Source organism: Paracoccus zhouxuedongae (assembly GCF_041927815.1).
Lineage (GTDB): Bacteria > Pseudomonadota > Alphaproteobacteria > Rhodobacterales > Rhodobacteraceae > Paracoccus.
This window is the reverse complement of sequence record NZ_JBHFHM010000006.1, coordinates 134250-157653: the sequence shown is the minus strand read 5'-3', so window position 1 is coordinate 157653 and position 23404 is coordinate 134250. Positions and strand designations below refer to the sequence as shown.

Here is a 23404-nt window from a genome sequence, read left to right as displayed (position 1 = left end):
TCCGCCGATGGCAGGGCGCGGGTGATTCGTCTCTCCTCGATCAACTTTGGCGGGAAAACCTCCCTCCCGGGATAGAACGCGGGTGAACAGCGCCGTTCAAAACAACCAAAGCCCTGAACCGACCTGTCTTTTTGGGCAGGTTCACCGGTGTCGCATGACATTCCTGATGTAAGTTTCAACCCATAGGCTAACTTTGTGTCATTCACCATGATGGGGGTTGAAGGTGACACATCCCGTTGATGTCCATGTCGGCAAGCGTATTCGCCACCGCCGCTGGATGATTGGAATGACGCAACAGCAATTGGCTGATCTGGTCGGTATCAAGTTTCAACAGATCCAGAAATACGAGACCGGGATGAACCGGGTCTCTGCCTCGCGGCTGTGGGATATTGCCCAGGCGACCGAGGTGCCGGTGCAGTTCTTCTTTGACGGTCTGGACGGGGCGCAAGCCGCGCCGCAGCCGGTCGAAGGCGATCTGGCCGCCGACAAAGAGGCCCTGCAACTGATCCGATCCTATTACGCCATCCCCGAGGCACAGCGCCGCCGCCTGTTCGACCTGGCGCGCGTGCTGTCGGACGTGGCCTGAAGGGTAACGGTTTTCGACATGCATTTGACACAATCCCGGCGCGCCGCCGGGGTTTTGTCATTTCTGGCCCCGCAGTACCGGGCCGCTGTTGACGCAGCACCGGCGGCGGTTTAGCGCGGTCTGGCGGGATCGCTCGATCCCGTGCCACGTCCTGCCCAGGTGCCCGCCATGTCGTCCAATGCCCCCGATGCGGCCCTGCTGGCCGATCTGATCGCCACCGCCCATGCCTGCGCGGATGCCGCGCGCCCCGAAACGCTGCGCTTCTTTCGCCAGCCGGGCCTTGCGGCGGACAACAAGGACACTGCCCGCTTTGACCCGGTGACCGAGGGCGACCGCGCGGCCGAGCGCGCCATGCGCGCCGTGCTGGCCGCGCGCCGCCCCGATGATGCGATCCTGGGCGAGGAATACGGCACCACCCCCGGCACGACCGGCCTGACATGGGTGCTGGACCCGATCGACGGCACCCGCAGCTATCTGTCGGGCAGCCCGGTCTGGGGGGTGCTGATCGCCGCCTGTCAGGGCGACCGGCCTTTGGTCGGCGTGATCGACCAGCCCCATATCGGTGAACGCTTCATCGGCGCGCCGGGCCTGGCCGAGGTTCACGGCCCGCGCGGGCGCACGCCGCTTGCCAGCCGCGCCACCGACCGGCTGGATCAGGCGATCCTGTTCACCACCTTCCCCGAGATCGGCACCGAGGCCGAGGCCCGTGCCTTTCGCCGGGTCGCGGGGCAGGTGCGGCTGGTGCGCTATGGGATGGATTGCTATGCCTATGCGCTGCTGGCGGCGGGCCAGATCGATCTGGTGATCGAGGCCGGGCTGCACCGCTATGACGTGGCCGCGCCGATTGCGGTGATCGAGGCTGCGGGCGGCATCGTCACCGACTGGCGCGGCGGGCGCGCCGATCTGGGCGGGCAGGTGCTGGCCGCCGCCAATCCCGCGATCCATGCCGCCGCACTGGCGGCGCTGAACGCGGCGGGCTAAGCCGGACGAAAGACCAAGGGGGTTCCGATGCGCGAAGACCAGATCGCAGCCGACCAGGTGGATGACGATGATGATGACGAATATGGTGTCGACCCCGAACTGATCGCCGAGCTGAAGCCTGCCGTCGAGGCGCGCGACGCGGCCCGGATCGAGGCGCTGCTGGACCCGCTGCACCCCGCCGACATTGCCGACGTGCTGGAACAGCTTGCCCCCGGCGTCCGTCGCGAACTGCTGGCCCTGTGGTCGGGCGAAATCGACGGCGAGATACTGACCGAGATCGACGAATCGATCCGCGAGGAAGTCATCGAGGCGCTGCCCCCCGAGGTTCTGGCCGAGGCCGTGCGCGAGCTGGACAGCGATGATGTCGTCGACCTGATCGAGGATCTGGAGGAGGACCAGCAAGAGGCGATCCTGGGCGCGCTGGAGGAATCCGACCGCGCCGCCGTCGAACAGTCGCTGTCCTATCCCGAATATTCCGCCGGCCGCCTGATGCAGCGCGAGGTGGTGACCGCCCCCGAACACTGGACCGTGGGCGAGGCCATCGACCACCTGCGCCGCGCCGAGGAACTGCCCGACCAGTTCTATCACGTCATCCTGGTCGACCCGCGTCATCGCCCGGTCGGCTATGTGACGCTGGGCCGGCTGCTGTCGGCACCGCGCGCGACCGCCCTGCGCGCCATCACCGAGGACAGTTTCCGCACCATCCCGATCGACCAGGAGGAATCCGATGTCGCCTATGCCTTCAACCAGTATCACCTGATTTCCGCGCCGGTGGTGGATGACAACGACCGTCTGGTCGGCGTCATCACCATCGACGACGCGATGTCGGTGCTGGATGACGAACACGAGGAAGACATCCTGCGTCTGGCCGGTGTGGGCGAGGAATCCAGCATTGCCGACAGCGTGATTGACACCGCCCGCCAGCGGGTGCCGTGGCTGGGCATCAACATCCTGACCGCGCTGATGGCGGCATCCGTCATCGCGCTGTTCGAGGATTCGATCGCCAAGGTGGTGGCGCTGGCGGTGCTGATGCCGATTGTCGCTTCGATGGGCGGCAATGCGGGCACCCAGACGCTGACCGTGGTGGTGCGCGGTCTGGCGACGAAAAGCCTGACCTCGGCCAACACCTTGCGCATCATCCGACGCGAGATGACGGTGGGGCTGCTGAACGGCGGGCTGTTTGCGGTCATGCTGGGGCTGGTGACATGGCTGTGGTTCGGGGATGTCGAGCTGTCGCTGGTGATCGGCGCGGCGATGGTGGTGAACCTGTTTGTCGCGGCGCTTGGCGGCATTCTGGTGCCATTGACGCTGGACAAGCTGGGGGCCGACCCGGCGCTGGCCTCGCCCATCTTCGTCACGACGCTGACCGATGTGATCGGCTTCTTCGCCTTTCTGGGGCTGGCGACGGTGTTCCTGCTGTGAAGGACGCGCTTCGCAAGGCGATGGCGGCGCGCCGCGCGGCGGTCGTGGATGGCGATGCACAGGCCCGCGCGCAGGCGCATCTGAACGGCGTGCTGGCGGCCCACCACGGCGCGGTGCTGGCCGGTTACATGCCGATGCGGTCGGAAATCGACCCCTTGCCCGCCATGGCCGCGTATCACGCGGCGGGCGGCACGGTGGGCGTGCCGGTGATCCTGGCCCGCGCCACGCCGCTGGTCTTTCATCGCTGGACGCCCGATGCGGCGATGATCCCCGGCACCTTCGGCGCGCAGGTGCCGCAGGCGGGCGTGCCGGTTCAGCCTCAGGTGCTGATCGTGCCGCTTTTGGCCTTTGACGCGCGCGGTTTCCGGCTGGGCTATGGTGGCGGCTTTTACGACCGCACGCTGGCGGGTCTGCGGGCGCGCGGCCCGGTCACCGCCATCGGCTTTGCCTGGGGCGCGCAACAGGTCGACCAAGTGCCGACTGAGCCGACCGACGAGGTGCTGGACCTGATCGTGACCGAGGCCGGGATCATCCGTCCCAACCCATGACCTGACCGGGGTGTGGCCAAGCGCGCCCTGCCGCGCTAGGCTGGCCGCGACTGCCTGCGGGCATGACCCAACACTGGAAAGACGGACCTGACCATGACCTCACCCATTGCCCTTCGTTTTGCCGATACCGATCTGGACGCGCTGGCCGGCCTGCCGGGGCGGGTTGCGCTGCTGATCGACGCCGCCGCGAAAAAGCCGCTGAAGGCCCCGGCGGCGCGGCTTCTGGACAAGGCGACGGGCGGCGCGATCAGCCGGGCCGCGGCGGGCAAGGCCTGGGACAAGCTGGCGGCGGGCGACGCGCTGTCGCTGGCCTTTCCGGCGGGGATGGCCGCCGATGCGCTGTCGCTGGTCAAGTTGCCCGCCGACGCGCCGCAGGCCACGCTGCGAAAGGCCGGTGCCGGTCTGGGCCGCGCCATCCCCGAGGACGGGCTGACGGTGCTGGCGGGCGATCATCCCGGTGCTGCGGAACTGGCCTTTGGTCTGGCGCTGCGCGCCTATGACTTCCGCGATCACAAGACCGGCGAGAACCCGGCCGCCGGCCCGGTCACGCTGATGGCCGACAAGCCCGAGGCCCTGGCCTCGGCCGCTGCCGATCACGCGGCGCTGGCGGAAGGCATCTTTTTCACCCGCGATCTGGTGAACGAACCGGCCAACGTGCTGACCACCGACGACTTCGCCGCGCGTCTGGCCGCCATGCAGGAACTGGGCCTTGAGGTCGAGATACTTGAGGAAGCCGATCTGGAACGGCTGGGGATGCGCGCGCTGCTGGGCGTGGGGCAGGGGTCGGAAAGCCCCTCCAAGGTTGTCGTGATGCAGTGGAACGGCGGCAAGAAAAAGGATGCGCCGCTGGCCCTGATCGGCAAGGGCGTTGTGTTCGACACGGGCGGTATCTCGATCAAGCCCGCTGCGGGCATGGAGGAGATGACCATGGACATGGGCGGCGCCGCCGTGGTCGCGGGCGTCATGCGCACGCTGGCGCTGCGCAAGGCCCGCGCCAATGTCGTCGGTCTGGTGGGCCTGGTCGAGAACATGCCCGACGGCCGCGCACAGCGCCCCGGCGACATCGTGCGATCGATGAAGGGCGACACGATCGAGATCATCAACACCGATGCCGAGGGGCGTTTGGTGCTGGCTGATGTGCTGTGGTATGCGCAGGACCGCTTCCAGCCTGCCGCGATGATCGACCTGGCGACGCTGACCGGCGCGATCATCATCGCGCTTGGTCACGACAATGCCGGCGTGTTCTCGAACGACGACGGCCTGGCCGATCAGATCCTGTCCGCCGCCGCGACCGAGGACGAAGGCGCCTGGCGGCTGCCGATGGGTCCGTCCTATGACGACCAGTTGAAATCGCGGCTGGCCGACATGAAAAACACCGGCACCCGCGCCGGTGGCTCGATCACCGCGGCGCAGTTCCTGAAGCGGTTCGTCAAGGACGGCACGCCCTGGGCACATATCGACATCGCCGGTGTGGCGATGCCGCCTGCGGAAACCACGCTGGCCCCCAAGGGCGCGACCGGCTGGGGGGTGATGACGCTGAACCGGCTGATCGAGGATGGCTATGCCGATGCCGCTGGCAAAGGTCAGGCGCGCAAGGGCAAGGCGAAGGGCAAGGTCAACCCGAATGCCAAAGGCGGCAAGGGCAAGGCCGCCCGCGCCGTGCGCGCCGACGACGCGCCGGTGAAGGGCTATCCGACCGATCTGCATGACGCCGGTGACGGCAGCACCGCGCCGCGTGGCCACAAGCTGTAAGCGCCGATGGCCGATGCGCTGTTCTACCACCTGACCGGCTCGACGCTGGAGGGGCTGCTGCCGGTGCTGATCGGCAAATGCCGCGCGGCGGGCTGGCGGGTGGTGGTGCGGGGCCGCGATGCCGAACGCATGGATTGGCTGGATCAGAAGCTGTGGCTGACCGGCGATGACGGGGATTTCCCCGCGCATGGCCTGTCAGGCGGGCCGCATGATGCCGATCAGCCGGTGCTGCTGACCTGTGACGACGCCGTGCCGAATGGCGCGCAGGCGCTGATCGCGGTTGACGGGGCCACGGTCGCGCCCGCCGAACTGGCCGGGCTGGCGCGCGCGCTGATCCTGTTCGACGGCGGCGATCAGGCCGCCGTCCAGCACGCCCGCGATCAGTGGAAAACCCTGGTCGCGGCGGGCATTGCCGCGCAATACTGGGCCGAGGATGCTGGTCGCTGGTCCAAACGCGCCGAAAGCGGTGCGGCTGAACAGGCTTGACTCTGCCGCGCCGATCCTTGATATGACGCGGACCCGGCGGGCCATGCGGCTTTCGCCGGTCCATTGTTTTGAAATCGTCCCCCACGGGACGCGCTGTCCGAGGCGGGGAAACCCACCAACACCGCAAGGGGCCACAGGGCGCGGCAACGAAAAAGGAACGACCCATGTTCGCGGTCCTCAAGACGGGCGGCAAGCAATACAAGGTGCAGGCGGGTGACGTGCTGCGCGTTGAAAAGCTGTCGGCCATTGCTGGCGAAAAAGTCCAGTTCAACGACATTCTGTTTGTCGGCGGCGACAAGCCGGTGTTCGGCGCGCCCTTCGTGGCCGGTGCCGGCGTGCAGGCCGAAGTCATCGACACGATCAAGGCCGACAAGGTCATCACCTACCACAAGCGCCGCCGCAAGCATTCGTCGCAGCGCACCCGTGGTCACCGTCAGACCCTGACCCTGATCCGCATCACCGACGTGCTGGGCACCGGTGCCGACAAGTCGGGCGTGAAAGCCGCCGTTGGCGCGCGCACCCGTGTCGAGGCCGAACCGGCCGCCGAAGCCAAGCCGAAGCGCGCCCGCAAGGCCGCTGAAACGGCTGAATCGAAGGAGTAATCCCCCATGGCACACAAGAAAGCAGGCGGTAGCTCTCGCAACGGTCGCGATTCCGCGGGCCGTCGTCTGGGCGTCAAGCTGTTCGGTGGGCAGGATGCCGCGCCGGGCAACATCATCGTGCGTCAGCGCGGCACCCAGTGGTGGCCGGGCGAAGGCGTCGGCATGGGTCGTGACCATACGATCTTTGCCGTGACCGAAGGCAAGGTCACCTTCCGAAAGGGCCTCAAGGGCCGCACCTTCATTTCGGTGCTACCCGCCGCACCCGCCGCCGAATAACTGTATCTTCACAGTTCACGGATAAGGGGATCGGCGGAAACGCCGGTCCCCTTCGCCATTTCCGTCACGGGAATCGGGGACCGGCAGCAAGGCCGCGGCGCGTCGGAGGATCGCGCCAAAGGCCAGAACAATGACGCCGAACGCCCGTCCCGTGACGCCGCGTTTCAAGGGAGGAACGCCCATGATGGAAGACCTGATCGACGCCCCGGCGGCCGCGCGCCAGCCGATCATCGCCGCCGACCGCTTTGTGCTGCGCCCGCTGCGCGCCTCGGACGCCGGGATGATCGCCTTTTACGCCGCCGATCCGCGCATCGCCAAAGGCACCCGCGCCATTCCCCATCCGCTGCCCCCCGGCGCGACCGAGGCTTTCGTGCAGCGCGCGCTGTCGGCGGATCGTGACGAAGACGTCTGGGTGATCGACGGATCGGCGCATGATCTGGATGAGGTGATGGGCCTTGTTTCGCTGACCCGGCTGGCGGATGGCCAGTCCGAGGTCGGCTTTTGGGTCGGCCCGGCTTTCTGGAACACCGGCATCGCCAGCCAGGCGGTCGCGGCGCTGGTCGCGGCCAATCCGCATCGCGCCAAAAGCCTGTGTGCCGAGGTGTTTCAGGACAATCCCGGTTCGGCGCGGGTCTTGACCAATGCGGGATTTACCTATCTGGGTGATGCAGAAAGCTGGTCGGTGGCCCGCGACGCGCGGGTGCCGACCTGGACCTATCTGCGCAAGAACTAGGACAGGATCGGCATGGGGCGCACCAATCTTCAGACCGAACGGCTGAGCCTGCGCCCCGTCGCCCCCGAGGATGAGGCCGCGGTGCTGGCAGCCTTGGCCGACATCCAGGTGGTGCGGTGGCTGGCCGTCGTGCCCTTTCCCTATCGACCCGAACATTTCCGCGACTGGCAGCCGACCGCGCGTCCGGGTGAGACCTGGGCGGTCGACACGCCCGGCGGGCTGATCGGCGTGGTCGGACTAAGCCTGATCGAGGACGAGGCCGAGGGGAAGGCGGTCGATGCCGCGGCCATTCCTGCAATGGCTGACAGCATAGCAGAGGGGGACGCGCCAGGCGAAAGCGCGGTTGTCCAGCCCTCCGCCGAGGGGGGGCGCGTCGAGCGTCTGCCTGCCGACAGTCCGGCCGGCGCCAGTCTGGTCGGCGACAGTCTGGCCGCAACGCCCGTGCCCGCAACGCCTGTGTCCGCCGACAGCCTGCCCGGCGATGCCGCCTTGACCGGCCCCGCGCGCGCCAGTGATCCGCAGGTGAACCACACCGCGCCGCCGCCCCTGGCCGTGGCCCTTGGGTTGCTGCCCGCCGAGGCCCCGACCTTTAAGGATGCCGACGCGCCCGTCGCGCAAGCCGCCGACGCGCCCGCCTCCGACGCCAGCGACGACGCCCCCGATCCCCTTCAGGCCCCGCGACCGCCGATGCGGCTGGAACTGGGCTATTGGTTCGCGCGCTCTGCCTGGGGCCGGGGCTACGGCACCGAGGCCGTGGGCGCCGTCGTGGCCGATCACTTCGCAGACCCGCAGGCCGCGCCGATCACTGCGCATGTGCATGACGGCAATATCCGGTCGGAATCGGTGCTGCGCCGCATCGGCTTTCAGGCCATCGGCCCGCGCCGCTATTACGCCGAGGCCCTGAAGCGCGAGGTGGACGCGACCACCCTGCGCATCACCCGGTCCGACTGGCTGGCCGCGAACCCGCTGCGGATCGGCACTGAACGGCTGGTGCTGGACCCGCTGTCCGCCGCCGATGCGCCCGCCTTGCGGCGGCTGCTGACCTATCCGGCGGTCGGTCGCAATCTGTTCCTGTTCCCCGCTGACTGGTCCGAGGCCGCCGCGCGGCAGTTCATTGCCGACTGGGCCTGGCAGGGCCAGCCGCCCTATCGGCTGGCGATCCGGCTGCGCGACGCGCAGGGCGGGCTGGCGCTGATCGGCATGATCGGCATCGGCGCGGGCGAGGCGCCCGAGGTCTTTTATGCCATCGACCCGGTGCATGGCCGCAGCGGCCTGATGACCGAGGCCCTTGCCGCCTTTCTGGATCACGTCATCCGCCGCCACGCGCCGCCCGCGCTGACGGCGCGGGTGTTCACCGATAATGGCACATCGGCGCGGCTGCTGGAACGCGCGGGCTTTCAGCGCCAGCCGGATACGGGCATGGCCCATTCCGCTGCGCGGGGCGAGGCCGCCCCGGTCTGGACCTATCGGCTGGATCTGGGCGCGAATCCGGCCGGGGCCTGACCCCTACCACCGGCCCGAGGCACCGCCGCCGCGCGACGATCCGCCGCCGAAACTGCCGCCGCCGCCGCCCCCGCGTCCGCCGCCAAAGCCGCTGCGCGTGGGCCGATCCATGCCCCACGGCCCGCGCGAAGGGGGTGCAGGCGGGGCGGGGTCAGGTCCGAACCAGCCGCATTGGCCGCAGCGCGCCATGTGGCGGGTGGCGATCTGGCCGGTCGCGTCGGCCTCGTTCAGGGTGACGGCTTCCAGCTTGGTCGCACCGCAATTGGGGCAGGCGCGCGACCGCGCGCCTTGATGCCGCCGCCAGACGTTCCAGCCAAACAGGCTGGCGATGACGCCAAAGAACCCGGCCGGGATCAGCGCCGACCAGTCGAAGCCACGGCTGCGGCCGCCCGGCACCGCCGCGCCCGGCTGTCCGGCGCGGGGCAGGGCAATGCGGTCGATCATCGCGTTCACCGTGTCGGTGATCGCCCGGCCGGGGTCCGCGCCGATCTGCGGCAGCAGGGTGCGGCTGATGATGTCCTGCGCGGTCAGGTTCGCCTCATCGTTGTAGCCCGCGCCCAGCTCGATCCGGGCGAAGCGTTCGGCGGGCAGGACCAGCAACAGGATGCCATCATTCGACCGCGCCTGACCGATGCCCCAGTCGTTGAACAGCGCGGTCGCATAGCCCTCGGGCGAGGTTTTCACGTCGCGCACCGGCTGGGTCACCACCGCCACCTGAATGCCGGTCTCGCGGTCCAGCGCGGTGATGCGCTCGCCCAGCGACAGCAGTTGCGCATCCGACAAGAGCCGCGCCTGATCCAGCACCCCCGGCCCGGTCAGCGCCCGGCCCACCTCTTGCGCCAGCCCGGCGATGGCCCAAAGCCCGGCGATCAGCGTGATCAGCGCGCCCGCAATCCGCCCCCGCATCTCAGCGGTCCAGCAATTCGGGACCGCCCGCGATCAGCGGGTCGATCTTGCCGATCACCTTGGCATCCTTGCCGCGATAATCGACGGCGTGCAGCAGCGTCTGGATCGCCGCGATCCGCGCCCGGCGCTTGTCGTCGGACCGGATCACCGTCCAGGGCGCGCCCGGCAGATGGCTGCGCGCCAGCGTGTCGCCGATCGCCTGGGTGTAATCATCCCATTTCTTCAGCCCCTCGACGTCGATCCAGGACAGCTTCCACTGTTTCAGCGGATCCTGTTCGCGGGCCAGGAACCGGCGCAACTGTTCCGCCCGCCCGACCGAGAGCCACAGCTTGACCAGGATCACCCCGTCATCGACCAGCGTCTGTTCAAAGCCGGGAAGCTGGCGGAAGAACTGTTCGCGCTGCGCATCGCTGGAAAAGCCGAACACCTTTTCGACAACGCCCCGGTTATACCAGGACCGGTCGAACAGCGCGACTTCGCCCGCCGCGGGCAGCCAGTCGACATAGCGTTGGAAATACCATTGGGTTGCCTCGCGTTCGGTCGGTTTGGGCAAGGCGACGATATAGGCCGAACGCGGGTTCAGGTTTTCGCGCATCACCTCGATCGTGCCGCCCTTGCCGGCGGCGTCGCGCCCCTCGAACAGCACGACGATGCGCTTGCCGGTATCGATCACATCGCGCAGCATCTTGACCAGTTCGATCTGAAGCGCGTCCATATGCGGGCCGTAGTCATCCTTGGGCAGTTCGCTGCGATAGGGAAAGCCGGGGTCCAGGATGTCGTTCTTGCCCGCATCCCTGATCGCCTTGCGGATCGAGGCCGGGGCGCCGTTCTTCAGAAAGGCGGTGATGTCGCCGACAAAGGGAATGGCGCCCTGCTTTTTATCCTTGCTCATCGCGTGTCTCCGCTTGGCCGATGCGGGCCAGGTCAAAGGGGGTGGTCTGGTAGATTTCGTTGATCCAGTTGCCATACAGAAGATGGGCGTGGCTTTTCCAGCGGTTCGCGGGCGGACGCGCCGGGTCGTCATCGGGATAGTAATTCGCCGGAACCCTGATCGGCTTGCCCGCCGCCACGTCGCGGTCATATTCGCCCTTCAGCGAGCCGCTGTCATATTCAAAATGGTTGAACACATACAGCGCCCGGTGGCCGGCATCCTGCACAAGGCACGGCCCGGTGTCATCGCTGGCCAGCAGCGTGCGCAGGCCGGGGCGAGCGTCGATATCGGCCTGGCGGACCTCGGTCCAGCGGCTGACGGGCACCAAGAGGTCATCGGAAAAGCCGCGCAGATAGGGGCTGGCCGGGGCGAGGTTGTGATGGCGAAAGCAGCCGAAAGCCTTGTCATCCAGCGCGTGCTTGGGCAGGCCGTGGAAATGCCAGGCCATCGCCATGCCGCCCCAGCAGACGCCGAAGGTCGAATGGACATGGCTTTGCGTCCAGTCGAACACCTGGGTCAGCTCATCCCAATAGGTGACCTCGGCAAAGGGCAGATGCTCGATCGGGGCGCCGGTGACGATCAGCCCGTCAAAGCGTTCACCGCTGGCCGCGACCTCGGAAAACGGGCGGTAGAAGCTGCCGATATGTTCGGCGGGCGTGTTGCGGCTTTCGTGATCCGACATGCGGATCAGCTGAAAGTCGATCTGCAAGGGCGTCGCCCCGATCAGCCGCGCGAACTGGGTTTCGGTGACGATCTTTTTCGGCATCAGGTTCAGCAGGCCGATGCGCAGCGGGCGGATGTCCTGCATCGCGGCACGCCCCGGCGTCATCACCATCACCCCCTCGCGCGAGAGCAGGTCAAAGGCGGGCAGCGTTTCAGGCAGGGTGATCGGCATCAGCGTTTCCCTTCGATGGCGCGGGCGATCAGGTCGATGACATCCTCGGGGCTGCGCACCCGTGCCACGTCATCGGCGGCCACCTTGACGCCCCAGTTGCGCGCCATCGCCGCATAGCGTGGCTGGCGATGTGCAAGCGCGCGGGCATAGGTCCAGCGCACGAAATCATCGGGATCGACCTGCTGTTCGGTCAGCCCGCGCTGCACCCGGTAATCGACCCAGGCGCGTTCCAGAAAGGCGGGCTGGTAATACATCGGCTTTGGCGCGCGATCAAAGCGGCGCACCAGTTCGGCGGTGTGATCGTCCGACCCCTCGATCCAGACCAGCAAGAGGTCGCGCGCCAGGGCCGTCATCACCGGATCGGCGGGATCGTCCGGGTCCACCACCTCGCAGATGGAGCCGCCGCTGTCGCAGACGAAATGCGGGATGCCATAGATGTCATGGGCGCGGGCGATGAAATGGCGCGTGTCCAGCAGGGCCGCGATCTCGGCGGCGCGGTGCTGGTTCTGGCGCTCCATATAGTCGTCGAAGGCCAGACCGCCCCGCGACAGGCTGCCCGGCTTGCCCAGATAGGTCGAGAGCGGCGCAAGATTGTGGAAGGTGATGTTGCTGGCGATATAGACCGCATCCTGCATCAGCAATTCGCGCAGGAACGGCACGCGCATCGCCTCGCGCTTGAAATTGTCGGCGATATGTTCGCCCATGTAGCGGGTGCCGATCCGGTAATCGACGCTGTAGTGAAACCAGCCCTGCGCCGGGGGCGCGCTGTCGCGCAGCAGGGTGGCGATATGGGTCTTGCCCAGGCCCGACATGCCAAAGAACAGGATGCGCCGGTTGTCGGCGCGCAGCCAGCTTTCGGCGGTGGGATAGATCATGGCAGGCCCTTTCTGTCGCCTCCCGGTTCTAGACCCGGCGCGCGCACAAAAAAAGGCCCCGCGCGGAGGCGGGGCCTTTTCGATGTGGGGCAGATGGATCAGAACGTCCAGCCAACCTTCAGGCCAACCGCGACCGCATCGTTCTTGGTCATGTTGGCGCGGGCGGCGTTGGCGGTTTCCGCATCGGCATCGCCGATGTTCAGATAGCGCGCGCCCAGCGTGACCTTCATGTTGTCCTGGGTATAGACCGCGGCAACGCCAATGCCCTTGTAGCCATCGGTCGGGGCCAGCGGGCTGACCAGCTTGCTGTCGCCCTTGGGTTCATAGCTGACAAAGACCGAGCCGGACCAGTTTTCGTTGAACTTGCGGCCCACGCCCAGGGTATAGGTCCAGCTATCCTTCAGATCGACCAGACCGCCACCGGTCAGCGCCTTGAAGCCCGCCGGATCGACCTTGAAGGCCGACCAGTCGGCCCAGCGGATCGAGCCGAACACCAGCGTGTCAGCCGCAACGCCGGTCTGGAAGTCCAGGTTGACGGCCTGCGGGGTCTCGACCTCGGTGCTGCCCAGCTTCGCCGATTTCCCCTGCGAGGCCAGCACCAGTGCCATCGGCACGCCGTTCAGCGTCTCGGTGGTGTTGAAGTCGTGCTTGGTCTTAGAGAAATAGGTCAGCGCCACGCGCGCCGCGATTTCCGGCTTTTCCCAGGCCACGCCCAGGATATAGCCCAGGCTGGTGTTGGTATCCATGCTGGCGTTGTAGCCGCTGACGCCGCCATAGGCGCGGCCCTTGAGCGTCACATCGGCCGACGAGCGCGAGACCCGCAGACCGCCATGCACCGACCAGGCATCATCGATCTTGTAGCGCACGAGGCCGGTCAGGCCCTGCGACTTGACCTTGACGTTGGTGCCGCCCAGGGCCACCGACAGCGCGGGGTCATAGGTGACATCGGCGCCATAGGCGTGGTCATAGATCACCGCGAAGGACAGTTTTTCGTCGATGTCACGCTTGTAGGCAAAGCCCGGCAGGCTGTGGTCGGACGCGACCGAGCCGGTGGGCCGACCGCCGAAGATCGCCACATCGCGGCCATCGACCGACGGCATGATCCGGCCATAGGACAGTTCGACGTAATTGCCCTGTTCAAACAGCACGCCGATGGACTGGCCCGAACGGTCCAGTCCACCCGCAAGTGCCGGGGTCGACAGGATGGCCAGCGCGCTGGCACCCATCATGATCTTTTTCATGGTTTCCTCCCTGGGGAAAAGCATTCCTCACGGGCAGGTTAGCACCGGCACGACATCGGTCAATCAAAGGTGAAGCGTGACGTAACGTCGCCCCGCAGCGGGGCGGGAACTGTCTTGATTGTGCAACATCACCGGCACGGCCGCAGCGGGGCTGCGGCCATCGGGCGTCTTTGCGCCGGGTGGGCGGCTGTGGCACAAGGGGATGACGCAGATGCCGAAGGCCGCCATGACCCAGATGAACCCGCATAACCATCGCCCCGCACCTGGACCTGCCCGTGCACCGCTGCCGAAATGGAAGCTGCCCAAGCCCGTCAATGCGGGGCTGTGGGCGCGCACCCCGCCGGCGTTGTTTCCGGCGCTGATGGGGGTGATCGGGCTGGCCCTGGCCTGGCGGCGGGGGATCGCGGCGTTCTCGCTGCCGCAGGGGCTGGCTGACCTGCTGGCAGGGGCGGTGGCGCTGCTGGCGGCTTTCGCGCTGCTGACGATCACCGTCAAGATCGCGCGCCGCCCCGCTGTGGTGGCCGAGGATCTGCGCATCCTGCCGGGCCGCGCGGGTCTGGCGGCGGCGGTGCTGTCGGCCTGGCTGCTGGTGGCGCTGATCGCGCCGGTCGCCCCGGTGCTGGCGCGCGGGCTGTGGGTCGCCGTCGGGCTGGCGCATCTGGCCCTGATCGGTGCCTTCCTGGTCGCGCTGCGCGCCGGGCCGCCGGAACAGCGCGGTGTGACGCCCGCCTGGCACCTGATGCTGTCCGGCCCGGTCCTGGGGGCGCTGGCGGCGCTGGCGGTCGGCTGGCCGGAGGTGGCGGCGGCGATCTTTTGGCCGGTGCTGGCGGTTGCCGTGGCGATCTGGGCCGCCTCGGGCTGGCAATTCGCGCACGAGGCACCGCCCGCACCGCTGCGCCCGCTGCTGGCGGTGCATCTGGCGCCGCTGGCAGTGTTCGGCACCGTGGCGCAGGGGCTGGGGATGACCGGGCTGGCGCTGACACTCGCCACGCTGGCGGGGGTGTTGCTGGCGGTGCTGGTGGCGGCGTCCCGCTGGCTGCTGGCGGCGGGCTTCACGCCGTTCTGGGGCGCGCTGACCTTTCCGCTGGTGGCCACGGCAAGCCTGTGGCTGGCGGTCGGCTGGCGTCTGGCGGGCGGGCTTTTGCTGGTGGCCGCCACGCTGATCGTGGTGCCGATCGCCTTTCAGGTCTTCAAGATGTGGGCCTCGGGTCAATTGGCGATCAAGACCAACGCTGCCGTGGCCTGACCGGCTTGCCTTTCCGGCCTATCCGTGAAACAGGGAACCGCCAAACGACACCTGCCCAGGAGCGCCCGATGCAGATTCGTGAGGCCCTTACCTTTGATGACGTCCTGCTGGTTCCGGCGGCATCCTCGGTCCTGCCATCCGATGCCGATGTCACCACCCATGTGACCAAATCCATCCGCATGAACATCCCGCTGCTGTCCAGCGCGATGGACACCGTGACCGAGGGGCGCATGGCCATCGCCATGGCCCAGGCCGGCGGGATCGGCGTGATCCATCGCAACCTGGATATCGAGGCGCAGGCCGCCGAGGTGCGCCGCGTCAAGCGCTTTGAATCGGGCATCGTCTATAATCCGATCACCCTGACCGCCGATCAGACCCTGGCGGATGCCAAGGCGTTGCAGGATCGCTATAACGTTACCGGCTTTCCGGTGGTCGATGAGGCCGGCCGCGTCGTCGGCATCGTCACCAACCGCGACATGCGCTTTGCCAGCGACGACAAGACCCCGGTGCGGGTGATGATGACGGCCAACAACCTGGCCATCCTTCAGGAACCAGCTGATCTGGACGCCGCCAAAAGCCTGATGAAGGCGCGGCGCATCGAAAAGCTTTTGGTGACCGACGGGCAGGGCAAGCTGACCGGCCTGCTGACGCTGAAGGACACCGAAAAGGCGGTGCTGAACCCCCTGGCCTGCAAGGATGAGATGGGGCGGCTGAGGGTTGCGGCGGCCTCGACCGTGGGGGATGCCGGGTTTGAGCGCAGCGCCGCGCTGATCGAGGCGGGCTGCGATCTGATCGTCATCGACACCGCGCACGGCCATTCAGAGGGCGTCGCGCGCGCCGTCGAACGGGTGAAGGCGCTGTCGAACGCGGTGCAGGTCGTTGCCGGCAACGTCGCCACCGCCGAGGCCACGCGCGCCCTGATCGGCGCAGGGGCGGATGCGGTCAAGGTTGGGATCGGTCCCGGCTCGATCTGCACCACGCGTATCGTGGCGGGCGTCGGCGTGCCGCAACTGACCGCGATCATGGACAGCGCCTCGGCGGGGGGCGACGTGCCGGTGATCGCCGATGGCGGCATCAAGTATTCGGGCGATTTCGCCAAGGCGATTGCCGCCGGGGCGTCCTGCGCGATGGTCGGCAGCGCGATTGCCGGGACCGACGAAAGCCCGGGCGAGGTGATCCTGTATCAGGGCCGCCAGTTCAAGGCCTACCGCGGCATGGGCAGCCTTGGCGCCATGGCGCGCGGCAGTGCCGACCGCTATTTCCAGAAGGATGCCGCCAGCGACAAGCTGGTGCCCGAAGGGATCGAGGGGCAGGTCAGCTACAAGGGCCCGGCGGCGGCGGTGATCCACCAGCTTGTCGGTGGCCTGCGCGCCGCCATGGGCTATACCGGCAACCGCAGCGTGGCCGAGATGCGCAAGAACTGCCAGTTCGTCCGCATCACCGGGGCCGGGCTGAAGGAAAGCCATGTCCATGACGTGCAGATCACCCGCGAAAGCCCGAATTATCGCGTAATGTGATGAGGTTGCGGGGTGATTTTCAGTCAGCGTCTCAGGTTGCGCCGTGACCCCCGCGGCGCGCCTTCAGGCCGCGATCGAGGTGCTGGATGCCTTTGTCGCGGGCGATGCGGCTGAACGCGCGCTGACCAACTGGGCGCGCGGGCACCGTTTTGCCGGCTCGGGCGACCGCGCCGCGATCCGCGATCTGGTCTATCACGCGCTGCGCCGCCTGCGGTCGCTGGCGGTGCGCGGCGGCGCCCACGATGGGCGCGGGCTGATGCTGGGCTGGTGCCATGAGCAGGGGATCGACCCGGCCAGCCTGTTCGGTGCCGACCGCCACGCGCCAGCCCCCCTTGCGGCGGGTGAGGGAGTGGCACGCCAGCCCTCGCCGGATGATCTGCTGGACCTGCCGGATTGGCTTATCACCCGCCTGCGCGCCGATCTGGGCGTTGATCTGCCGCGTGTCGCCACAGCCCTGCGCGACCGCGCGCCGGTCTTCCTGCGCGCCAATCCCCTGCGCGGTGATCCGGCGGCGGCGATAGATGCCCTGGCGGCTGACGGGGTTGAGGCGGTCTTCAGTCCTGATGTGAAGAATGCCCTGCAAGTTGTTTCCGGGGAAAGGAAAATCTCATCTGGCCATGCCTATCTTGAGGGCCTGGTCGAGGTTCAGGATCTGTCATCCCAGGCAGCCGTCATGGCGCTGCCCGATGTCGCGGGCTTGCGCGTTCTGGATTACTGCGCGGGCGGCGGTGGCAAGGCGCTTGCCCTGGCTGCGCGGGGCGCGCAGGTCCACGCCCATGACATCAGCGCCGCCCGCCTGGCCCCGCTGCGTGACCGCGCGCACCGTGCCGGGGCCGATGTCGCGCTGATCGCGCCGGGCCAGGTCAGCGGTCAGTTCGATCTGGTCGTGGTCGATGTGCCATGTTCGGGCGCCGGAACCTGGCGCCGCACGCCCGAGGCGAAATGGCGCCTGACCCCCGATCGTCTGGCCGAACTGGTGGCGACCCAGGCGGAAGTGCTGCGCCAGGCCGCCGGTCACGTCGCGCCGGGCGGGCAGTTGGCCTATCTGACATGCTCGCTTCTTGCTGATGAAAACGAAAGCCAAATCAGCGTGTTGCAAAGCGATCCTCAGTGGCGGACTGAAGACGTGCGGCGATGGTTGCCGCAGATCGGTGGCGGCGATGGGTTTTTCCTGGCGCGGGCCACACGTCTGGGTTGACTAGCGCACGTTAACCTTTCCTTAAGATCTGCTGTGCAACAAGATCCTCGAACGGGGTTTGATTGTGACGCAGACGGCGATTCTGGTGATCCTGGTGATGGCGGCGGCGGTTGCGGCGCTGTGGCTGACGCTGCATCGGCGGCATCTTGACCTGCATCGGGCGATGGCCGCCGATGCAGTGCCCAGTTTCGTGACAGATCGTCATGGCGGGCGTGGCCTGCCCAACCGCGCCGCGCAGCAGGCACTGCCGGGGGTGGTCTCGGCGGATGATGCACTTGTTGCGTTGCTGGGGCGCAGCTTTGCCGATCCGCGCCTTGTCGTGCGCCGCCTGATCGCCCTGGCACGTGTTGCAGGCACCGCCAGTGAGGATGTGGTGACCGCGCGCAGCCATCAGCGCGTGACAGTGCAGGCGATCCCCTGGCGGCGGCTGGTCTGGCGGGTGCTGGACCTGACCGCGCCCGAGCCCGATCTGGATGGTCCCGGTGCCGAGGCCGTCCCGCGTGTGACGGTCGATCCCCAAGGGCGGGTGCGGTCGCAGAATGGCGCGATGACCGCGTTGATTGGTGGCCCGGTCGTGCAGTTGGCGCGGCTGATCGGTGATCGCCCGCCGCGCCACGCCAGTGACGTGCAGATTGCCACCGCGCGCGGGCGCGAGATGCGCACCATCGTCATCCGCGCCTTGCCCGACGATCTGCGCGAAATCTATCTGTTCGCGCCGCCCGCATCCGCGCCGCCTGCCGACCCCACCTCATTCGAGGCGCTGCCGGTGGCGCTGCTGCGGCTGTCGGCCGAAGGGCGGATCGTGCTGGCCAACCGCGCCGCGCGCGCCCTTCTGGGCCCGTTCCCCGCCGACGCGGCGCTTGTCGAGGTGCTTGAGGGGCTGGGCCGCCCGGTCGTCGACTGGATCGCCGAGGCTTTGCGCGGCGTCGCCGAAAGCCGCCCAGAGGTGCTGCGCGCCCGCCGCAGCGACCGGGAAATCTATCTTCAGGTCTCGCTCAGCCGCGTGACCCAGGCGGGCCAGTCAGGGCTGGTGGCGGTGCTGTCTGACGCCACTGCCCTCAAGACCCTCGAAGCGCAGTTCGTGCAAAGCCAGAAGATGCAGGCCATCGGCCAGCTGGCCGGTGGCGTGGCGCATGATTTCAACAACCTTCTGACCGCGATCAGTGGCCATTGCGACCTGCTGATGCTGCGCCGCGATCCTGCCGACAGCGATTATGCCGATCTTGACCAGATCCGCCAGAACGCCAACCGCGCCGCCAGCCTGGTGGGGCAATTGCTGGCGTTTTCGCGCAAACAGACGCTGAAGCTGCGGGTGATGGATCTGCGCGACACGCTGTCGGATCTGACTCATCTGCTGAACCGCCTTGTCGGTGAGCGGGTGCAACTGACGCTGGCCCATGACGCCGACCTTCCGCCGATCCGCGCCGACAAGCGACAATTCGAACAGGTCATCATGAACCTGGTGGTGAACGCGCGCGACGCGATGCCCGCCGGTGGCACGATCCGTGTCGAGACCGAACGCCTGGCGTTGGACGCGGCGATGATGCGCGACCGCGCCACCGTGCCCGAGGGCTGCTATGTCGTCGTTCGCGTGATCGACGCCGGCACCGGCATTCCCCCCGACCGGATCGGCAAGATCTTCGACCCGTTCTATACCACCAAACGCACGGGCGAGGGGACGGGCCTCGGACTTTCAACCGCCTATGGGATCATGAAACAGACCGGCGGCTTCATTTTCGCCGACAGCACGCCGGGCCAAGGCTCGGTCTTCAGCCTGTATTTCCCCGCCCATGCCGGACCGGTGGAGGATGAGGTCGAGGCCGACCCGGCCCCTGTCACCCTGCGCTCGGCGACCAAGGGCACCGCGACGGTCCTTCTGGTCGAGGATGAGGCCCCGGTGCGCGCCTTTGCCAGCCGCGCGCTGCGGCTGAAGAACCTGACCGTCTATGAGGCCGAGAACGCCGAAGAGGCGATGCGCGTTCTGGAGGATCCCGACCTGGCGATCGACGTCTTTGTGACCGATGTCATCATGCCTGGAATGGACGGCCCCAGTTGGGTGCGCGAGGCGTTGAAAACCCGCCCCGGCACGCGGGTGATCTTTGTTTCGGGCTATGCCGAGGACATTTTCGAGGATGGCCGCCCCGAGGTGCCGGGATCGGTCTTCTTGCCGAAACCGTTTTCCCTGCGCGAATTGACCGACACGGTGCTGGGCCAGCTTGTCTAGCCGGCCGCCGCATAAAGCGCGGCGTCAGCCGCCAGGTGCTGACGCAGCCGCGCCTCGGATGCCGGTGACAGCGCGACATCGACCGCGGGCGGCACGTTCACGCGCGGCAATGTCACGATGCAATCCAATCGATCCTCAAGGAAGTGAACGAAGCGGTCCATGTCCTCATATCGAAACAGGTGATCGACCATCAGCCCGCCGCGATCGTCGCATAGAAAGTCGCTCTGCCGCCCCAGATCGGCATGCGGGGCGGGGCTGTCGGCCAGGTAATCCTGCACGAAGGTCTCGAAACTCTTGCCGCTCATCAGGTGCTGCGGATCGTCGCGGTCATCGCGCAGCCGAAACCGATACCAGCTTTGCACCCACGACAGCGGCTCGCGGATCAGCGCGACGGTGGTAAAGGCGCCACCCGCGCGACCGCATAGCAGCGGCGCCAGGTGGGCGTGAAAATCCCGCGCGGGCAGGTGCTTCATCGCGGCAGGGCGGGACATGTTGAAGGCGGCCAGCGGCTCGAGCGCTGATTCAACCGCCGTCGACCCGGCCTTTGGCGTCGCCAAAAACACCAGCCTTTGATCCCAGAACACCAGCATCGCCCACCTTTCCCGCGCCGCGCGAAATCCGGCGCGCGTCAACCAAATCTTAAGACCTTCGACCTAAACCGGAGACAGGGCCGAGTCGAGACAAAGCCCCCGCGCCGAAACCGGGCAAACTGGGCCTTGCCTCATGGATCGGCACAAAGTAGGAATGGGAACAAGACAAGAACATTTGCCGGTCACCGGGGGAGTTCGATTGCCCACCGGTGGGGGCTGTGGAATAAGGGCAGGGCAATGGCAGTCACCTCTAGCACGGCGAACCTTTTCGATATGACCGATAAACGCAACGCAGACCGGCAGAAGGCGCTTGATTCGGCGCTGGCCCAGATCGAACGGCAGTTCGGCAAGGGTTCGATCATGAAACTGGGCGCCGACAGCCCGGCGATGGAGATTGAGGCGACCTCGACCGGGTCGCTGGGTCTCGACATCGCCCTTGGCATCGGCGGCCTGCCCAAGGGCCGGATCGTCGAGATTTATGGCCCTGAAAGCAGCGGCAAGACCACGCTGACGCTGCATGTCGTCGCGGAAGAACAGAAAAAGGGCGGCGTATGTGCCTTTGTCGACGCCGAACACGCGCTGGACCCGCTTTATGCGAAAAAGCTGGGCGTCGACCTGGATGAGCTTTTGATCAGCCAGCCCGATACCGGCGAACAGGCGCTGGAGATCGTTGACACGCTGGTGCGGTCGGGCGCGGTCAGCCTGATCGTGGTCGATTCGGTTGCGGCCCTGACTCCGAAGGCCGAGATCGAGGGCGACATGGGCGATGCCACGGTTGGCGCGCAGGCCCGGCTGATGAGCCAGGCGATGCGCAAGCTGACCGCCAGCATCGGGCGCAGCAACTGCATGGTGATCTTCATCAACCAGATCCGCATGAAAATTGGCGTCATGTTCGGCAACCCCGAGACCACTTCGGGCGGGAACGCGCTGAAGTTCTATGCCTCGGTGCGTCTGGATATTCGCCGCACCGGCTCGATCAAGGATCGTGATGAGGTCGTGGGCAACACGACACGCGTGAAGGTGGTCAAGAACAAGGTGGCACCGCCCTTCAAGCAGGTCGAATTCGACATCATGTATGGCGAGGGAATTTCCAAGGTTGGCGAGCTGATCGATCTGGGCGTCAAGGCCGGGGTCGTGGAAAAATCCGGTGCCTGGTATTCCTATGGCGACGAGCGCATCGGCCAGGGTCGCGAGAACGCCAAGCAATATCTGCGCGACAATCCTGCCGCTGCAACCTCGATCGAGGACAAGATCCGCGCCAGTCACGGGCTGGATTTCGGGGCCAGCCCCGACGACGATTCGGTCGTGGATGAGTGAGCGGGCGACCGACCTGACCGGTAATGTGAAGATGCCGGTCAGTCGCGCCGAGCTGGATGCAGGGCTGGCACATGTCATGGCGGCGCCCAAGGATGGCGCCGCAATCGAGATGCTGTGCCTGCGACCTGCGCGCGGGGCGCGGCGTTTTGTCGACAGCCTGCGTCTGACCCGCGCCTTTGGGATCGATGGCGATCGATGGCCGAAGACCCCTTGGCTGCGGCTGCCGGATGGGCGCCCGCATCCGGCGATTCAGGTCTCTATCCTGCAACGGCGGGTGCTGGATCTGGTGTGGCGCGACCGCGACAATGTTCCCCACCCGGGCGACAGCTTCATTGTCGACATGGACCTGTCAGAGGCAAATCTGCCGGTTGGGCAGCACCTTGCTCTGGGCACGGCCGTCCTGGAGGTGTCGGACGTTTTCAACGATGGCTGCGTCAAGTGGAAGACTCGCTATGGCATCGCGGCGAAGGATTGGATCACCGCGCCCGGCCATCCACAGCTACGTTTGCGCGGGGTGCTGTGTTCGATCGTCCGGGACGGCCTCATTCAGGAGGAGGACCGTTTGGTCAAGATAAGGGCGGGTTTCTGAGATACAAGCATGTTCTTGATGACAAGCGGGAGGGGACGCTGACGGCGCGCGGGATCGGCGTAGCTGCGTCGGGTAAGCGCCCCACCGCGACGCGAGACGCAGGTATGGCGTTCGCCGAGGCCTGTCGCGTCGCCTTGACGATCAGCACACCCGGACCGGTGCGCGCTCCATGGCGGTGATCGGCGTCGGGCGAAATGGTTTTGCGCCTGCGCCGGGAATCGGCGGCCTGCTTTGTTGGATTCGGTGGGGCGTTCCGGCGTGGTGATTTGGCATCGCATTCTTCCAGGCTGAGCTTTTCGAGGTCGACAAATCTTTGCACAGACCGGATGGCCCGGACTGGGCAAGGGCGGGCCGCCTATTTCCTTTTCAGCGCCGATGGTGAGGCACTGCCCGCGCGGTGTCGGCTGGGCGCAGAGGTGTGGTTGACCCTGACGGCTCGGTTGTCCGGTGCCAAGGGCGGGCCGACTCTGTCCTTTGCAGCGCCGATGGTGAGGCATTGCCCGCGCGTTGTGAGCTGGACGTATAGGCGCGGCTGACCCCCACGGCTCGGTGGTCCGGTGCCAATGGCGGGCCGCCCCTGTCCTTCGCAGCGCCGACGGTGAGGCATTGTCCGTGCGTTGTCGGCTGGGCGCAGAGGTGTGGTTAACCCTGACGGGGCGGTGGTCCGGAGCCAAGGGCGGGCCGCCCCTGTCCTTTGCAGCGCCGATGGTGAGGCATTGCCCGTGCGTTGTCGGCCGGGCGCAGAGGTGTGGTTGACCCTGACGGCTCGGTTATCCGGTGCCAAGGGCGGGCCGCCCCTGTCCTTCGCAGCGCCGATGGTGAGGCATTGCCCGTGCGTTGTCGGCTGGACGCAAAGGCGTGGTTGACCCTGACGGCTCGGTTGTCCGGTGCCCAGGGCCTCGGCTGTTGGGGGGGCTGGCTGCGGGTCTATCTGCTCGATGCAAGGTGTCGGCCATCCAGATATCAACGGGGCAAGGCGCTTTGAG

At 67.0% G+C, this 23404-nt stretch carries 22 protein-coding genes; 16 read left to right on the top strand and 6 right to left on the bottom strand.

The genetic code is table 11. The features are described 5' to 3' along the window. Positions 1–223 precede the first annotated feature (223 nt). The 10 genes from ACEYYA_RS09185 (at position 224) to ACEYYA_RS09140 (ending at position 8889) form a co-directional block, all read left to right on the top strand. Positions 224–586, top strand: coding sequence for a helix-turn-helix domain-containing protein (locus ACEYYA_RS09185; protein ID WP_374799858.1), 363 nt, complete (start codon positions 224–226; stop codon positions 584–586). Between the two features lie 168 nt (positions 587–754). Next, positions 755–1567 (top strand): inositol monophosphatase family protein, encoded by an 813-nt coding sequence (locus tag ACEYYA_RS09180; protein ID WP_374799856.1) that lies wholly within the window; start codon positions 755–757, stop codon positions 1565–1567. Positions 1568–1594: 27 nt separating this feature from the next. Then, positions 1595–2989, top strand: coding sequence for a magnesium transporter (mgtE, locus tag ACEYYA_RS09175; protein ID WP_374799854.1), 1395 nt, complete (start codon positions 1595–1597; stop codon positions 2987–2989). Continuing rightward, entirely contained in the window at positions 2986–3537 is a 552-nt protein-coding gene (locus tag ACEYYA_RS09170; protein ID WP_374799852.1) for a 5-formyltetrahydrofolate cyclo-ligase, read from the top strand. The genes mgtE and ACEYYA_RS09170 overlap by 4 nt, the downstream gene beginning before the upstream one ends. Before the next feature lie 93 nt (positions 3538–3630). Beyond that, positions 3631–5289 (top strand): leucyl aminopeptidase, encoded by a 1659-nt coding sequence (locus ACEYYA_RS09165; protein WP_374799850.1) that lies wholly within the window; start codon positions 3631–3633, stop codon positions 5287–5289. 6 nt (positions 5290–5295) lie between these two features. Continuing rightward, on the top strand, positions 5296–5775 hold the full coding sequence (locus ACEYYA_RS09160) for a DNA polymerase III subunit chi (protein WP_374799848.1): 480 nt from the start codon (positions 5296–5298) through the stop codon (positions 5773–5775). Positions 5776–5939: 164 nt separating this feature from the next. Next, complete coding sequence (gene rplU, locus ACEYYA_RS09155) at positions 5940–6377, top strand: 50S ribosomal protein L21 (protein ID WP_374799846.1); 438 nt, start codon at positions 5940–5942, stop codon at positions 6375–6377. Positions 6378–6383: 6 nt separating this feature from the next. Then, positions 6384–6653, top strand: coding sequence for a 50S ribosomal protein L27 (rpmA, locus tag ACEYYA_RS09150; RefSeq protein ID WP_374799844.1), 270 nt, complete (start codon positions 6384–6386; stop codon positions 6651–6653). Between the two features lie 184 nt (positions 6654–6837). After that, positions 6838–7386 (top strand): GNAT family N-acetyltransferase, encoded by a 549-nt coding sequence (locus ACEYYA_RS09145; RefSeq protein ID WP_374800023.1) that lies wholly within the window; start codon positions 6838–6840, stop codon positions 7384–7386. Positions 7387–7398: 12 nt separating this feature from the next. Beyond that, positions 7399–8889 (top strand): GNAT family N-acetyltransferase, encoded by a 1491-nt coding sequence (locus ACEYYA_RS09140; protein WP_374799842.1) that lies wholly within the window; start codon positions 7399–7401, stop codon positions 8887–8889. Between the two features lie 3 nt (positions 8890–8892). Here the strand turns inward: ACEYYA_RS09140 and ACEYYA_RS09135 are convergent, their stop codons facing one another. From ACEYYA_RS09135 to ACEYYA_RS09115, 5 genes are all read right to left on the bottom strand, one after another. Next, positions 8893–9795 (bottom strand): TPM domain-containing protein, encoded by a 903-nt coding sequence (locus ACEYYA_RS09135; protein ID WP_374799840.1) that lies wholly within the window; start codon positions 9793–9795, stop codon positions 8893–8895. Between the two features lies 1 nt (position 9796). Then, positions 9797–10687, bottom strand: coding sequence for a polyphosphate kinase 2 (gene ppk2 / locus ACEYYA_RS09130; RefSeq protein ID WP_374799838.1), 891 nt, complete (start codon positions 10685–10687; stop codon positions 9797–9799). Beyond that, positions 10674–11621 (bottom strand): homoserine O-succinyltransferase, encoded by a 948-nt coding sequence (locus ACEYYA_RS09125; protein WP_374799836.1) that lies wholly within the window; start codon positions 11619–11621, stop codon positions 10674–10676. The genes ppk2 and ACEYYA_RS09125 overlap by 14 nt, the downstream gene beginning before the upstream one ends. Next, on the bottom strand, positions 11621–12496 hold the full coding sequence (locus tag ACEYYA_RS09120) for an ATPase (RefSeq protein WP_374799834.1): 876 nt from the start codon (positions 12494–12496) through the stop codon (positions 11621–11623). Before ACEYYA_RS09120 ends, ACEYYA_RS09125 begins: the two co-directional genes overlap by 1 nt. Positions 12497–12594: 98 nt before the next feature. Further along, positions 12595–13737, bottom strand: a complete 1143-nt coding sequence (locus ACEYYA_RS09115; protein WP_374799832.1) for an OmpP1/FadL family transporter — start codon at positions 13735–13737, stop codon at positions 12595–12597. 118 nt (positions 13738–13855) lie between these two features. Between ACEYYA_RS09115 and ACEYYA_RS09110 the strand changes: the two genes are divergently transcribed. From ACEYYA_RS09110 to ACEYYA_RS09095, 4 genes are all read left to right on the top strand, one after another. Continuing rightward, positions 13856–14983 (top strand): TDT family transporter, encoded by a 1128-nt coding sequence (locus ACEYYA_RS09110; RefSeq protein WP_374799830.1) that lies wholly within the window; start codon positions 13856–13858, stop codon positions 14981–14983. Positions 14984–15051: 68 nt separating this feature from the next. Next, positions 15052–16500 (top strand): IMP dehydrogenase, encoded by a 1449-nt coding sequence (gene guaB / locus ACEYYA_RS09105; protein ID WP_374799828.1) that lies wholly within the window; start codon positions 15052–15054, stop codon positions 16498–16500. Positions 16501–16543: 43 nt separating this feature from the next. Further along, positions 16544–17698, top strand: a complete 1155-nt coding sequence (locus ACEYYA_RS09100) for an RsmB/NOP family class I SAM-dependent RNA methyltransferase (protein ID WP_374799826.1) — start codon at positions 16544–16546, stop codon at positions 17696–17698. Positions 17699–17795: 97 nt separating this feature from the next. After that, positions 17796–19922 (top strand): ATP-binding response regulator, encoded by a 2127-nt coding sequence (locus ACEYYA_RS09095; RefSeq protein WP_459253763.1) that lies wholly within the window; start codon positions 17796–17798, stop codon positions 19920–19922. On the opposite strand, the gene ACEYYA_RS09090 is transcribed toward ACEYYA_RS09095, so the two are convergent. After that, on the bottom strand, positions 19919–20512 hold the full coding sequence (locus tag ACEYYA_RS09090; protein WP_374799822.1) for a hypothetical protein: 594 nt from the start codon (positions 20510–20512) through the stop codon (positions 19919–19921). The genes ACEYYA_RS09095 and ACEYYA_RS09090 overlap by 4 nt on opposite strands. 237 nt (positions 20513–20749) lie before the next feature. On the opposite strand from ACEYYA_RS09090, the gene recA reads away from it, so the two are divergent. Further along, positions 20750–21829 carry a recombinase RecA gene (recA, locus tag ACEYYA_RS09085; RefSeq protein WP_374799820.1) on the top strand — a complete coding sequence of 360 codons (1080 nt, stop codon included), beginning with the start codon at positions 20750–20752 and terminating at the stop codon, positions 21827–21829. Beyond that, a complete protein-coding gene (locus ACEYYA_RS09080) occupies positions 21822–22418 on the top strand; it encodes a hypothetical protein (protein ID WP_374799818.1) in 597 nt (198 codons plus the stop codon). Before recA ends, ACEYYA_RS09080 begins: the two co-directional genes overlap by 8 nt. Positions 22419–23404 lie beyond the last annotated feature (986 nt).

Coding starts and splice junctions, on each gene's coding strand:
- ACEYYA_RS09180 (WP_374799856.1), top strand. CDS start 755: ATGTCGTCCAATGCCCCCGATGCGGCCCTGCTGGCCGATCTGATCGCC.
- mgtE (WP_374799854.1), top strand. CDS start 1,595: ATGCGCGAAGACCAGATCGCAGCCGACCAGGTGGATGACGATGATGAT.
- ACEYYA_RS09165 (WP_374799850.1), top strand. CDS start 3,631: ATGACCTCACCCATTGCCCTTCGTTTTGCCGATACCGATCTGGACGCG.
- ACEYYA_RS09160 (WP_374799848.1), top strand. CDS start 5,296: ATGGCCGATGCGCTGTTCTACCACCTGACCGGCTCGACGCTGGAGGGG.
- rplU (WP_374799846.1), top strand. CDS start 5,940: ATGTTCGCGGTCCTCAAGACGGGCGGCAAGCAATACAAGGTGCAGGCG.
- rpmA (WP_374799844.1), top strand. CDS start 6,384: ATGGCACACAAGAAAGCAGGCGGTAGCTCTCGCAACGGTCGCGATTCC.
- ACEYYA_RS09145 (WP_374800023.1), top strand. CDS start 6,838: ATGGAAGACCTGATCGACGCCCCGGCGGCCGCGCGCCAGCCGATCATC.
- ACEYYA_RS09140 (WP_374799842.1), top strand. CDS start 7,399: ATGGGGCGCACCAATCTTCAGACCGAACGGCTGAGCCTGCGCCCCGTC.
- ACEYYA_RS09135 (WP_374799840.1), bottom strand. CDS start 9,795: ATGCGGGGGCGGATTGCGGGCGCGCTGATCACGCTGATCGCCGGGCTT.
- ppk2 (WP_374799838.1), bottom strand. CDS start 10,687: ATGAGCAAGGATAAAAAGCAGGGCGCCATTCCCTTTGTCGGCGACATC.
- ACEYYA_RS09125 (WP_374799836.1), bottom strand. CDS start 11,621: ATGCCGATCACCCTGCCTGAAACGCTGCCCGCCTTTGACCTGCTCTCG.
- ACEYYA_RS09120 (WP_374799834.1), bottom strand. CDS start 12,496: ATGATCTATCCCACCGCCGAAAGCTGGCTGCGCGCCGACAACCGGCGC.
- ACEYYA_RS09115 (WP_374799832.1), bottom strand. CDS start 13,737: ATGAAAAAGATCATGATGGGTGCCAGCGCGCTGGCCATCCTGTCGACC.
- guaB (WP_374799828.1), top strand. CDS start 15,052: ATGCAGATTCGTGAGGCCCTTACCTTTGATGACGTCCTGCTGGTTCCG.
- ACEYYA_RS09095 (WP_459253763.1), top strand. CDS start 17,796: ATGGCGGCGGCGGTTGCGGCGCTGTGGCTGACGCTGCATCGGCGGCAT.
- ACEYYA_RS09090 (WP_374799822.1), bottom strand. CDS start 20,512: ATGCTGGTGTTCTGGGATCAAAGGCTGGTGTTTTTGGCGACGCCAAAG.
- recA (WP_374799820.1), top strand. CDS start 20,750: ATGGCAGTCACCTCTAGCACGGCGAACCTTTTCGATATGACCGATAAA.
- ACEYYA_RS09080 (WP_374799818.1), top strand. CDS start 21,822: ATGAGTGAGCGGGCGACCGACCTGACCGGTAATGTGAAGATGCCGGTC.